This window comes from Thalassotalea euphylliae, assembly GCF_003390335.1.
Taxonomy (GTDB): domain Bacteria; phylum Pseudomonadota; class Gammaproteobacteria; order Enterobacterales; family Alteromonadaceae; genus Thalassotalea_F; species Thalassotalea_F euphylliae_B.
In genome coordinates this window covers 175491-188294 of record NZ_QUOU01000001.1, presented here as the reverse complement: position 1 = coordinate 188294, position 12804 = coordinate 175491, and the positions used below count along the sequence as shown (strand labels likewise).

Below are 12804 nucleotides of genomic sequence, written 5' to 3'. Positions count from 1 at the left end.
AGCTAACCTATCCTTGAATACTTCAATAGTTTTTTCATATCCGCCAATATCGCTTTACCAAATGCTGGTAAGGCGTCTGCGGCTTGCGGCGGCTGATGTGTCATCACGACATTACCTAATGGGTCGACAATAAAGACTTTGCCGTGTTGCAATTCTGGGTGCGTTAGCGCTGGCACAGTAAACTGTTGCCAGCGGGATATATGAATTTCAAGTTCATTGTTTTTACCACTCGCAGTGGCAAGATTTGTGCTGGCATGAGCAGTTGAGTAGTTAAGCAATACCGCCTGCACACGCGGCATTTCTTTGCCCAGTGCCAAATAGGTATTCGATAGCGCATTAACGGATTTTTGGCAGGCTTTTTCACATGGCGTAGGCACATTAAAGACCATTAACCAGTGTTTATCTGTTTGAATGTCTGTCAGAGAAAGTTGCGAGAGGGATACGGGGGTAGCAAGCAGTTGTCCTTGATTGGTCACACCGTAGTTAAACCATTGTTGTTCGAGCGCCATTTTCGCCAGAATAACGGGCAATAAAAATGCGATACAGACCATGACAAAGTGTTTACGGCCATTACCATTTTGACTAGTTTTAGCCACTTCTTTGACACTATTTTGAGAATTCATCTCGGGTTTGTTGCGTACATCAGTCTGCATCTGATACCACCTTCTTATTATTTTTAACCGCAGCCCAAATCATCAACATTAACCAGGCTGCCGCTAGGCTAAACCACTGAAATGCGTAGCCGCGATGCTTGGCTGGCGGCATAACAATGGGTTGCCATGTTTTTTGATAGCCAATGCTTTCACTACTATCAAGATAAATGGCAAAGGGTTGCAATTGCACACCCAGTAAGTCAGACAGTTTATCTAGCTCAATTTGTTGTACTCTGAGCGGCATATTTGGCTTGTCAAAGGTTTGCTCGGCAAGCACTAGACTTGGTTCGATAATGCGGATATTACCTACCAATTGATGGTATCCCGTTATCGGTTGAATCGCGGGTAATTCACTGCGATTTCGACTACCACTCACCCAGCCTAAATTGATCAACACAGGGAGCTGCTGCTGGTGGTAAAAAACCTGATATACACGATACCCTAATTGACCATTTAACGTTTGGTTGTCCAATAGCAATAAAACCTCTTCATTAAATACCCCGTTTAGTCGTACCGGCTGATCGTTAAGTATTTCATTACGCGCTTTTTCGCCAGCTGAAGCGCTCAAGTTATCAACATCCACCTTGCTGATACTATTAAGTAGCTGGTGTAGTGGTTTTGGCTCGGCACCCATCAACTGTTCAATACGTATTAATCGCTGCTCTTTCTGCTCAGCGCGATCGCGCTGCCAAAGCCCTAGCTTGATTAATGCTGAAAAAACCAGCAAGGTAACCACTAGCCAAAGCAGTGAGAATGAACTGGACTGTATCAATGGCAGTTTAATCACGTTATTAAGCACCACCTTTGCTCATCCGCTATTACGCGTTTGTATGCTGTCTATCAGAGCCACGTTCATCGGCGTTACTTTTACAGGAGCCACTATGCTATTAAAAATACTCATTATCGGTTTACTCGCTTGGATGGTTTACAACTTATTCCGCGCGCTAATGATCATGAATAAGCAAGACCCGAATGGCCCACCTATGTCGAAGTTTATTGGTCGTCGAGTATTAACTTCTGTCATCATTGTGCTGCTATTACTACTCGCTATTTTGACTGGTGTTATCACGCCAAACCCACGCCCAATGTAGCTAATGCAGCTTTTTCCTCACGGCTCGTTAACTTGTTCTCGCTAGGTTTGGCGCTAGGACCTTTGGCCTTTATAAAATATAAACAAAGAAAAACAGTAACACCCAAACCACATCAACAAAGTGCCAGTACCAACTGGCTGCTTGGAACGCAAAGTGATTCTTAGCCGTAAAATGCCCTTTTAAAATACGTAAGAAGACGACAATAAGCATGATAGTACCGAGCGTGACATGCAGGCCGTGGAAACCAGTGAGCATAAAGAAAGTGTTGCCATAAATGCCGCTATCTAAATAAAGTCTCATCTCATCTGAATAGGCATGTGCATATTCTTCGACTTGCAACACCAAGAAGATTAAGCCGAGTAAAATGGTTAACCCTAACCACACTTTCAACTGTTTGCGTTTGTCTTGTTCTAACGCTACGTGGGCAAAGTGAGCGGTAACGGATGAAGTCAGTAGTATCATAGTGTTAATCAATGGTAAGCCATACCAGCCCATCGCCGTTGTTTCCGTACCATCAGGGGTTTTTAACAACGGCCATGAAGCCGTAAATTCTGGCCATAACACCTCACCTGTCATGGCGTTGTTACCTGCGCCGTCTAACCAAGGTACAGCAAATATGCGTGCATAAAATAACGCCCCGAAAAACGCCGCGAAAAACATCACTTCAGAGAAAATAAACCAGCTCATGCCTTGCTTGAATGAATTATCCAGCTGCCTGCTGTACATGCCAGACATAGACTCATCAATGACATTGCTAAACCAGCCATGAACCATGTAAATGCAAGTGGCGATACCCGCCAAAAGCACCCAACCACCCCAACTAGACTCGCCGCTAGCCAAGGTTGATACATATTGTCCTGCGCCAATGGCAATCAAAAATAGCGCGATTGCCCCAACGATCGGCCAATGGCTTTGCGCTGGTACATAGTAATTTTCATAATCTTTTGTTGTCATCGCTGTTCCCCGTATTCTTTCCTATCGCACTCGCTCGCACTTTGCTGTTACGAGCAGGTAAACGCTTATGAATCGGCACTTGCAGTCACATCATACAAAGTGTAAGACAAGGTTAACGTTGAGATGTGATCCGGCAACTCTGGGTCAACATAAAACTGCAACGCCATTTCAACATCTTCACTGGCTTGTAACGGCTGATGATTAAAGCAAAAACACTCTATTTTCTGAAAATAAAGTGCCGCTTGACCGGGCGATACCGAAGGCACCGCCTGGCCAATAATTGGGTTTTGTGATTCATTTTTTGCGTAGAATTTCACTAATTTCATTTCACCGGGATGCACTTGTATTTCACGGACCATAGGCTCAAATTGCCATGGAATACCTTTGGCAAGGTGGCTGATAAACTGCACAGTAACAAGTCGGCTCTCATCAACGCCTTTGTCATTAAGCTGCGCAGCAGTATCCGCTGTTTTACCGTTCAATCCGGTAATTTCACAAAACACGTCGTACAAAGGCACCATCGCAAACCCAAAACCAAACATGGCAAACACGACTAAGACGAGTTTTTTTGCCGTTCTTTGAATGTTTTGCGCTGGTGCGTTCGTCATACGTGCCCCCGTTAATCGACTTTTGGTGGTTTTTCAAAGGTGTGGTAAGGCGCAGGTGAAGGCACAGTCCATTCCAACCCTTCTGCACCATCCCAAGGTTTTGCTTCTGCTTTTTCACCGCCGCGAATACATTTAATGACAACCGCCAAGAAAATAAGCTGTGATAAACCAAATGCAAAACCACCAATACTGACCCATTTATTAAAGTCAGCAAATTGCAGTGCGTAGTCAGGAATACGGCGAGGCATACCTGCTAACCCTAAGAAATGCATTGGGAAAAAGAGCAGATTGACGGAAATCAGTGAACACCAGAAATGCCATTTACTCAGCGCATCGTTGTACATATTGCCCGTCCATTTCGGCAACCAATAATAAGCGGCAGCAAAAATCGAAAATAACGAGCCAGTGACCAGCACGTAGTGGAAATGAGCAACAACGAAATAGGTGTCGTGATATTGGAAGTCAACCGGTGTCATCGCCAACATCAAGCCAGAGAAGCCACCTATGGTGAATAAAATTACAAAAGCGATTGAGAACAACATGGGCGTTTCGAAGGTCATTGCCCCCCGCCACATGGTTGCGACCCAGTTAAACACCTTAACCCCGGTGGGCACCGCAATCAGCATAGTACAGTACATAAAGAACAGCTCACCGAAGAGCGGCATACCTGTGGTAAACATGTGGTGCGCCCAGACGATAAACGACAAGAAAGCAATTGATGCTGTCGCGTAAACCATAGAGCTGTAACCAAACAGCGGCTTACGAGAAAATGCCGGAATGGTGGTTGAAACGATACCGAAGGCCGGCAAAATCATAATGTACACTTCCGGGTGACCGAAGAACCAGAAGATATGCTGGAACATTACGGGATCACCACCACCAGCAGCATCAAAGAAGCTTGTGCCGAAATAAGTATCGGTTAACACCATAGTGACGACGCCCGCTAAAACTGGCATTACCGCCACCAGCAAATAAGCGGTTATAAAGAAAGTCCACACGAATAGCGGCATTTTCATGTACGTCATACCTGGTGCGCGCATATTCATAATGGTGACAACAATATTAATCGCCCCCATGATGGAGGATATCCCCATGATGTGGACGGCAAACACAAAGAACGCCGTGCTGCCATTGCTGTAAGTGGTGGATAGCGGTGCATAGAAGGTCCAACCGAAATTGGGTGCACCACCGCCGATAAAGAAAGACGCCAGTAAAATACTGAACGCAAATGGCAGAATCCAAAAGCTCCAGTTGTTCAAGCGTGGCAGTGCCATATCAGGCGCACCTATCATCATAGGTATCATCCAGTTCGCCAGCCCGGTAAACGCCGGCATAATGGCGCCAAAGACCATAATCAAACCATGCACTGTGGTCATTTGGTTAAAGAAGTCTGGCTCGACTATTTGTAAACCCGGCTGGAACAACTCGGCGCGAATAACCATCGCCATCGCCCCGCCGGTTAAAAACATAATGAACGAGAACCACAAGTACAAGGTTCCGATATCTTTATGATTGGTGGTATAAAGCCAGCGCTTGATACCCGTCATTTTATGATCGTGATGGTCGCCGTGGTGGTGATCATCATGAATTACATCAGTGGTCATAATCTTTCCTCCCAAGCTATGCGACTATTTAACACTTACCGCGTCTACGTCTGCAGGTTGCACGACATCACCCGTGTTATTACCCCAAGCATTTCGCTCGTAAGTCACCACGGCGGCAATTTCTGTTTTCGTCAGCTGACCGCTAAATGCCTGCATAGCGGGATTTTTCTTACTACCGTTGTACACCATATCAATATGAGCGGTAACATCACCCAAAATCATCGGGCTACCGATGAGTGACGGGAATGCTGGTGGCAAACCGGCACCTGTGGGTTGATGGCACGCCACACAAGCTTTCATATAAACCGCTTCACCTTGGGTCGTCAGTTCATCAAGCGTGTACTGTTTCGATAGATCTTCTGTGGCTGCTGGCTCGCTACTGTCAACGGCGCTAGTAGCTGTACTCGCTACTTGTTGCATCGCATCCGTTGCTTGCTCCGCAGCTGCCGACACACTTGCGCCACTGGCAAGTACATTTACATCGCTTGCTTGTACACTCTCACCAGTATTGTTACCCCAAGCGTTACGCTCGTATGTCACGACAGCGGCGACTTCTTTTAACGACAATTGCTTGCCAAACGCTGGCATCGCATTCTTGCCGTTCAAGATAATAGTAATATGCTGGTCAATTTGGTTTGGATCGGTGGCGACCACGCTGTCTTTCAGTGCAGGGAATGCTGGTGGCAAGCCCAAACCTGACGGTTGGTGACAAGCAGCACAATAAGCGGTGTAAGTGGTTTCACCTAATTGCATGAGCTCGTCCATCGACACATTCGCATTGAGTGACGCGGCCTCGGCGGCCTTGGCATCGGCAATCAATTGCTGCTGTTCACTGATCCAAGCGGTATAATCAGCCTCTGATTTAACTTCAACAACAATTGGCATAAAACCATGGAGTCTACCGCATAGCTCCGCACACTGTCCGCGATACACACCAGGCTCATCTACCCGCGTCCATGCTTCGTTGATAAAGCCAGGGTTAGCATCTTGCTTAACGGCAAATGCTGGCACCCACCACGAGTGAATAACGTCATCTGAGGTAATCAAGAAACGAACTTTTTTATTAGTGGGAATAACTAACGGCTTATCTACTTCCAATAAGTAATTTTGACCTTTTTTTTGAGCACTGCCATCACGATTGTCATATACCTCTACTGGTGTCGAAAGCACCGAATAGAACTCAATACCTTGGTCAAAATACTTGTAGTGCCATTTCCATTGCGAGCCAGTGACTAAAATGGTGATATCTGAGTTATCATTATCTTCCATTTCAATTAATGTGCTCGTGGCGGGCACCGCCATGGCAACGAGAATAACAATAGGAATTGCAGTCCAAAGTATTTCTACTTTAGTGCTTTCATGGAAAGTTGCAGGCTTAACACCTTTAGATTTGCGATGGAACACCATCGACCAAAACATAGCGCCGAACACCAAAATACCAATCACGGTACATATCCACAGCACCAGCATATGAAGATCATAAACCTCGTTACTGATCGCTGTGACCCCCTTGGTCAAGTTCAGCTCCATCTCCGCCCAAGCTGTGCTGGAAAACATTGCATTACTGCAAACGCTTGCCAAAAACAGCCAACCTAGGTTACGTCTTTTCACTCGACATCTCCTCTACCCTGTTGAATAACAAAGACATCAAAGCCGCCAATCGTGTTACGTTCGGCGTGGGCTTACTTTGTAGATCGTGTTGTGATGTTTATTGTTGTGCCTAGTTGCTTAGCTGTGGTGCGCACATCACTCATCTTTATCGTTATTATTCTGCGCACTTTATAAACTAGAATTACTCAAATTTTGAACAATATCTAGTGCTTTGTGATTAATTTTTATTATTTTTTCTTTAGTTATCAGTAGAGTATGAACTCTAATCAAACCTCAGATGAGTCACTATGTTTTTTACTATCAGGTGTTTGAAGAGCGCGACAGAAAAGCTTTATGGAGAGAAAATTAATAAAAATAAAACAACAAAAAACCAGTCAAATTGACTGGTTTAATTACGAGAATTTAACAGTGAAAATAAAGGTGTCATTTACCACTGTGAAGTGAAGGTTATTTGCACTGGTAAAAACTAAACGTTAACTACATCCAATCTGCATTACGGATCACGCCAACAGCGATACCTTCAACATTGAAGTGTTGGCTACTTAAATCAACCTCAATCGGTGCAAATTCCTCATTTTCAGCGTGTAGATAGACGACGTTACCTTCACGTTTAAAGCGTTTTACCGTTACATCATCTTCAACTCGCGCAACAATCACTTGCCCGTTATGCACATCGGTTGTTTGATGCACCGCCAGTAGATCGCCGTCCATAATACCGATATCTTTCATACTTTCACCGTTGACCCGCAAAAGATAATCGGCGGCGGGTTGAAATAAGTTACCGTCTATTTGGTAGCGATCTTCCACATGCTCTTGCGCCAAAATAGGCTCACCGGCAGCAACACGACCAATTAAGGGCAAGCCAGACTCCGCCACGAAAGCATCCGCTAATCGAATTCCACGAGAGGTACCAGGCAGCATTTCAATATAGCCTTTTTTCGCCAGCGCTTTTAAATGCTCTTCAGCGGCATTCGCTGATTTGAAACCAAAAAAGCTAGCAATTTCAGCGCGCGTTGGTGGCATACCAGTATCAGCAATTTTGTCTTTGATAAGCTCAAAAATTTGAGATTGTCGTGCGGTTAATGGCTTCATAGCGATACAGGCCCTCTCCTGATATCCATACAGTATTACTGGAAGTATATACACACTGTATGGATACGCAAGGCTAATTTATTTACGCGCACTGATAGTGCTAAACGCTAGTCTTGATTAACAAATTCGGTATGAGCGTCAATCAGGCGATGTAAAAACGTCATTGCGGCATTGCTAAAAACATATTTGTCTTTTGCGATCCTAAATATCAGGTTTCTGCTGGTCAGGTATTCTAGTGCTTTATCCCAGTTTTCCAGCCTTAGTGCCTTTAACGAGCTGGCCAACATATCATCTTGTTTTAGGGCATCAACATCCACCTCTTTCAAACCGAACATGGGATCGGCTAGCTGTGCAAGATCGCCGATAGTTGCGTAATAACGGCCAATAAACAGGATAACCGCCTGTATTTTCATAGCATTGTCGTCTGACTCGTCATTACTGATATCGCGTAAGTCTTGGGTGTAGTAAAAGTCACCTTGCTCATCAAATTTCAATTCATAACCCATGTGTTTGAAAAACAGCGTGAAGTGGGTAATTTTTTGGAACACTAAGGTAAATAAATCATCGTCCACCAGACAACCTTGGACATCGTCGTAGCGTTGTTTGTTTAACACTTTGCCTTGCGCGAACAAGCGGTAAATCTCGGCGCTTTTGGTGTATGGGATCTCATCAAAACTGTACACAGCTGTTCTTTCAAGGGCAGTCCGTTCAAGGGCCGTGCTTTCAAGGGCTTTGCTTTCTTCAGTTTTACTCTCGACGATCGTACTTTCCACAATCCTATCTGACACTATTGTGCCTCCTGTAAAATAACAACACGGTAAACGTAATACTTATCTGCTTGCTGAATAAACGCTTTTCGATTGGTCTTGACCAACTGCTTACCATCTAGGGATTTTTTCATAAAATGTACCACCGCATTGATGAGATCGACAAAATGGTAATTAGGTAAAAAGCTTTGCAGGCGATAATGCAAGGTCGCCACTATGTCTTTCGACTCGCGCAGCGACAGCTGTTCAATGAGCTGATAAATTTCCTGCGCGCGGCCAAGTCGCTCTTTTGAGGTGAACGACACTAAGGCTTGCCCCTCAGCATCGAGATCTTGATTGGCCAAAAATAGCTGATCGTCAATGCGATATTGCAGATCGGTGAAAATATTCGTGAAATACGCCGCATTGTTTTCGATTTTTAGCGACTTAGGTCGCGGAATGCGTTTTACATTCAACATAAACGGCACTGCTGTCGCGAATGAGTTATCAACTTTGGTGCGATTCACCCTGCCGTCTAAGGTTTCGTCATACTTTTGCATAAAGCGCTCAAAGTGCCATTCCATCGCATTAAACTGCGCTAGACTACGCTGTGTTTTGCGAATGAAGCCATTAATTTGATTGGCGACATCTTTGAGCGGATTAATGATATTGGCAAAGCTTAAACCATAGCGAAACACCTGATCAGATAACTCGAATTTGCCATGAGCATCAAACAGCACTTTAATGGAGTTAATCGTCGCTAACAGGTTATCGCCATCGACGAGTTTAACATCGGGATTGACAAAGCGTTGAGTCGGCAAAATATGACGCTCATAAAGATGCGTGACATCGTCGAGGACTTTTTGGCGATACTCAACAAAATCAATATCATTTTTACTCACTTCAAACGACAGTTTTTCCAAGTCACCATTAATATTCTGCATCCGCACTAAGTTACGCTTGAGCAGATCAAGCAAGCTGCCCAGCTTGTGAAACAGCTCTTCCACCAACTCGACATAATCAAAATCGGCCTGATTAAAGCTGCATGTGTCCGCGAGTAGTTTTTGCTGAATATGCCAAAACGAAGCCAGCTCTGATTTCAGCCTAGCATCCGTCAGCTCTTGATAAAGCGAAGTTTCACAGAGCCGAAATATCGCGATAACCGACTCTTGGAACATCATGCGATTAACGTTATCAACCTGATCTTGGTCGGCAACGATATGGGAATTCGTTAAATTTTCCGTTGAATAGGCAATTTTAAAGCGCTGTTGTTCTAGCTTATCCAAGTGCTTGATATTTTCCAGCACTTCAAAAGCGACCGCTGCTTCACTGACAAAGCGCTCGTTCTGACTATCCATTTTTTTGATGACATTAAACATAATGTTAGGTCGCTCTAACATTATCTTTAGGGTCTGAATGGCGCTAAATTTCTTCATCAACACCTGCCAGCAAATCAATTTGCTCGTCGCCGACAAAGGCGTCAAATTCCTCTTGGTTATAGAAGGCTTGCGGCCCATCCCAAACCACACGCGTTCTTTCTGCGCTGTAAGGTTTTGCCGTTTTTAGCGCGTCTACATCATAGTGGTTACCAATCATATGAACCAGCTCTGCGCCCGAGCTGTGGGTGCCGGCAGTAAACAGGAAGAAACCGCTTTCTTTAATATCTTTCAGCAGCCATTCATACTGATTAACATTAATATTTGCCGCTTCGTCCATAATCACTGGCAGCTTAACCATACAGCTATCAGCGCGTAGCTTAGCCAATAAAATACGCACCAGCTTGAGGTTAATTAAGGCCGTGGTTGAGGTTGACTGCTGTTTCGTTTGCCAGTTTTCATGGCCTTCTTTTTTAACGCGATAGCTCACTTGCTTGATCACATCAGCCATGACGAGTTTATTGCGTTCACCGTTTTTAAAGAAGGCATCACTAAACGCTTGTAAGCGAAGATAAAACTGCTCCGACAATGCTTGTTCACTAAATTCGTTGTAGCTTTTGTGGATCTCATTAATCAAATTGCTAAAGCGCGGGTCAACGTGGATCGACACTTCGATTTCCGCTAAGTCATTCACGGAAATTCCTTCAAACGAACGATTGAGTTGCTTTTCAAAGCGGCTAATGTGTTCAAAGTTTTTGTCTAATATATCCACATAGTTGCTAACGCTTTCGTTGTGCGACTTGGTTTTAGTTTTTAACAGCAAGCGTTGACCGTCTAGCTCGTCGTATATCTGCTTCAAGTTCAAATATGACTGATGAATAACGCTCGGCAGCGGGCTTGAATTAAACAGCTCAGTATCCGCTTCAATAAAGCCTGCTCGGGCAAAGTCTCTCAGGCTTTCAATAATGTTAGCGCGCAGCCCTTCAACCTGTTGCAAGGCTCGTTGCAGTGAACTCAAGTGCTCAGCGGTCAGCGACGGCTGGTGATTAAAGGTGTCTTGGCGCTCTAGTTGTCGTTGTATTTTTGCGTACGCCTGCTTAGTACCATCAGATTTACTTTGTAGTTCGAGTAATCGCGATTGCTCAGCCGCTAACGATTGTTTGCTTTGCTGCTCAGCCTCGATAAGCTCTGCCAGCTCAGATTGCTTGGCTTTAAGTGTGTCTAACCTTGGCGTATGCTCAGCTAGCTCGGCTTGGCTTTCAGTAAGCTGCTTTTTGTAGATATTCAAGCCGCTTCGATTGTTCGCTAACTCATTGATCAGCCCTTTGACTCGGGCGATTTCTTTTAGCTCCTTGTTTAGCGCTTCAAGTTTTTTAGCCGTGATCAGCGGGTTTTCCGTATCTTGCTGCTCTAGTCCATTTTTTTCAGCGGTATCGGCACTGATTTCTGACTTAATATCATCTAGTTCAAGCGCTAAGTTACGTACCGTTCGAGAAGTTGATTTACTAAATTCCTGTCCCCAGAAGTTATACAAATAACCTTGATCGACAAACAGATTTTTGAAGTGCTCAAGTGAGTCCCATTCTTGCTGAGTCAGCGATCGGCCTGGATTTGCCATCACTAATTTCGGATTAACTGAATGCAACAAGGCTAAGGTTTCATGCGACAGCTGCTTATCTATGGCAAATTGCGAATTTGCCATCTCAGTTTCAATGACCCGTTGTTTCGCTTGATACTCGGCAATGCGCTGTTGCAATGATTGAATTCGCCCTAACCTAGCGTTTTCATCTTGCAGCGCTTTGACTTTATCTTGCGTGGTGGTAAATTCTTCGTCTAACACCTCAAGCACTTCTTGTGCGCTCATCTCCCCGTATAGGCTTAATTCCATTTCTGCGGTGTCGATGTCTTTTTGTGCTTGGGCAATATTTTTCTTAGCTTGCTCGCTATTTCTGTTGGCCGTAAACAGGTTTTGCCCGAGTAACTTAATCTCTTCTGCAATTGGCTTGAGCTCAATTTGAAAGTCTTTAATTTTGGTCGCTGAAGCGCTCACATTTGCATTAGTGACTTTAATTTCACTATTCAAATACAAATAGAAATCAACGAACTGGCTTTCAATCTCAGATAGCTGACTATACTGGCTAAAATGATGAGTTAACTGCGTAAATTCTGCGGTTTTGTTGTCAATATCCGTTAACTTCTGCTCTTCTTGTTTGAGCAAGTCGTGCGCCGACATAAACGAGTGAATATCGAAATTGAGCGCATCTGTGGTTTCTTTTTTCTCTGACTCTATGATGTTGGCAACGGCCTTCGCCACCCCTTCATTCGACGTTTCCATATCAAACAACATCAAGATCAAAGCGCGTAATGATTCAACATTCTCCTCTGAGGCATCATTAAGCGGAAACAAGCTGTAACGCATCGCGACTTCTGACAGTATGTCTCTGGCATACATTAAGTCTTTGAGTTTTTGAGGCTCTTTAACAGCTAAACAGTGCTTATCTTTGGCTTTAATCTGCGCGAAGATTTCCTGCGTTGACAGCTTGTCAACACGGCTACCAATATGATGCTCATCATCGTCTTCCACTTGCCAAAACAGGTGTTGAATTTCGGCGTATGGCAAGGTGGTAAAAATACGCTCAAACGACAGGTTTTTGCCGCGATTTAAAATTTGGCAATGGGTATAGCGTTTACCCGCGATGACCTTTTCAACTTCAATAATCAGGTGAGAGTATTTACTGGGAAAGTAATGACCAAAAGATTCGTTTTTATCGTACTGGTAACCGTTTGAACTCTTGAAGTTAAACTTGTCTTTCGCCTTATTAAAATTCACTTCTGGCAGTAAAAACAAGCGAATACAATTGAGTAAGCTGGATTTACCCACATTACCTTCGCCGAGTAATATGGTGTGTTTATCCAGTTCGATTTCCGAGTAACAAAAACCCGCAGAGTCCACTAACACGAGCTTTTTAAGAACAAAATTAAATTGAGGAGACAATAGGTGGTTTCCTTAAATTCCTGATTTTTCGCCTAAGTTTTTGCATGGTTTTTTGCATGAGCATTCGCCCGTTT

General features: G+C 44.2%; 11 protein-coding genes. 1 reads left to right on the top strand and 10 read right to left on the bottom strand.

Annotated features, from left to right (window positions below; translation table 11 throughout):
• Positions 1-2: 2 nt before the first annotated feature.
• Both DXX93_RS00795 and DXX93_RS00790 read right to left on the bottom strand, forming a co-directional pair.
• The gene (locus tag DXX93_RS00795; RefSeq protein ID WP_116006400.1) at positions 3-653 is read right to left on the bottom strand and encodes a hypothetical protein; all 651 of its coding nucleotides are present in this window, start codon (positions 651-653) and stop codon (positions 3-5) included.
• Positions 643-1440 (bottom strand): SURF1 family protein, encoded by a 798-nt coding sequence (locus DXX93_RS00790; protein WP_181902100.1) that lies wholly within the window; start codon positions 1438-1440, stop codon positions 643-645. Before DXX93_RS00790 ends, DXX93_RS00795 begins: the two co-directional genes overlap by 11 nt.
• Positions 1441-1534: 94 nt before the next feature.
• Here DXX93_RS00790 and DXX93_RS00785 point away from each other — a divergent pair, with 94 nt between their 5' ends.
• Positions 1535-1744, top strand: coding sequence for a DUF2909 domain-containing protein (locus tag DXX93_RS00785; protein ID WP_116006398.1), 210 nt, complete (start codon positions 1535-1537; stop codon positions 1742-1744).
• A gap of 69 nt (positions 1745-1813) precedes the next feature.
• Here the strand turns inward: DXX93_RS00785 and DXX93_RS00780 are convergent, their stop codons facing one another.
• The 8 genes from DXX93_RS00780 to DXX93_RS00745 form a co-directional block, all read right to left on the bottom strand.
• A complete protein-coding gene (locus DXX93_RS00780) occupies positions 1814-2698 on the bottom strand; it encodes a cytochrome c oxidase subunit 3 (protein WP_116006397.1) in 885 nt (294 codons plus the stop codon).
• 65 nt (positions 2699-2763) lie between these two features.
• Positions 2764-3306 carry a cytochrome c oxidase assembly protein gene (locus DXX93_RS00775; protein WP_116006396.1) on the bottom strand — a complete coding sequence of 181 codons (543 nt, stop codon included), beginning with the start codon at positions 3304-3306 and terminating at the stop codon, positions 2764-2766.
• Positions 3307-3317: 11 nt separating this feature from the next.
• Positions 3318-4910, bottom strand: coding sequence for a cytochrome c oxidase subunit I (ctaD, locus tag DXX93_RS00770; RefSeq protein ID WP_116006395.1), 1593 nt, complete (start codon positions 4908-4910; stop codon positions 3318-3320).
• 24 nt (positions 4911-4934) lie between these two features.
• Positions 4935-6467, bottom strand: a complete 1533-nt coding sequence (coxB, locus tag DXX93_RS00765; protein ID WP_116009779.1) for a cytochrome c oxidase subunit II — start codon at positions 6465-6467, stop codon at positions 4935-4937.
• Between the two features lie 531 nt (positions 6468-6998).
• The gene (gene lexA, locus DXX93_RS00760; RefSeq protein WP_116006394.1) at positions 6999-7613 is read right to left on the bottom strand and encodes a transcriptional repressor LexA; all 615 of its coding nucleotides are present in this window, start codon (positions 7611-7613) and stop codon (positions 6999-7001) included.
• A gap of 107 nt (positions 7614-7720) precedes the next feature.
• Positions 7721-8401 (bottom strand): condensin complex protein MksE, encoded by a 681-nt coding sequence (locus tag DXX93_RS00755; protein WP_116006393.1) that lies wholly within the window; start codon positions 8399-8401, stop codon positions 7721-7723.
• Positions 8401-9717, bottom strand: coding sequence for a hypothetical protein (locus DXX93_RS00750; protein WP_181902099.1), 1317 nt, complete (start codon positions 9715-9717; stop codon positions 8401-8403). Before DXX93_RS00750 ends, DXX93_RS00755 begins: the two co-directional genes overlap by 1 nt.
• A 64-nt stretch (positions 9718-9781) precedes the next feature.
• The gene (locus DXX93_RS00745; protein ID WP_116006391.1) at positions 9782-12730 is read right to left on the bottom strand and encodes a hypothetical protein; all 2949 of its coding nucleotides are present in this window, start codon (positions 12728-12730) and stop codon (positions 9782-9784) included.
• Positions 12731-12804: the final 74 nt, after the last annotated feature.

Excerpts from the sequence above, each read along its gene's own strand:
- DXX93_RS00795 (WP_116006400.1), bottom strand. The coding sequence starts at position 653 with ATGCAGACTGATGTACGCAACAAACCCGAGATGAATTCTCAAAATAGT.
- DXX93_RS00785 (WP_116006398.1), top strand. The coding sequence starts at position 1,535 with ATGCTATTAAAAATACTCATTATCGGTTTACTCGCTTGGATGGTTTAC.
- DXX93_RS00780 (WP_116006397.1), bottom strand. The coding sequence starts at position 2,698 with ATGACAACAAAAGATTATGAAAATTACTATGTACCAGCGCAAAGCCAT.
- DXX93_RS00775 (WP_116006396.1), bottom strand. The coding sequence starts at position 3,306 with ATGACGAACGCACCAGCGCAAAACATTCAAAGAACGGCAAAAAAACTC.
- ctaD (WP_116006395.1), bottom strand. The coding sequence starts at position 4,910 with ATGACCACTGATGTAATTCATGATGATCACCACCACGGCGACCATCAC.
- coxB (WP_116009779.1), bottom strand. The coding sequence starts at position 6,467 with ATGTTTTCCAGCACAGCTTGGGCGGAGATGGAGCTGAACTTGACCAAG.
- lexA (WP_116006394.1), bottom strand. The coding sequence starts at position 7,613 with ATGAAGCCATTAACCGCACGACAATCTCAAATTTTTGAGCTTATCAAA.
- DXX93_RS00750 (WP_181902099.1), bottom strand. The coding sequence starts at position 9,717 with ATGGATAGTCAGAACGAGCGCTTTGTCAGTGAAGCAGCGGTCGCTTTT.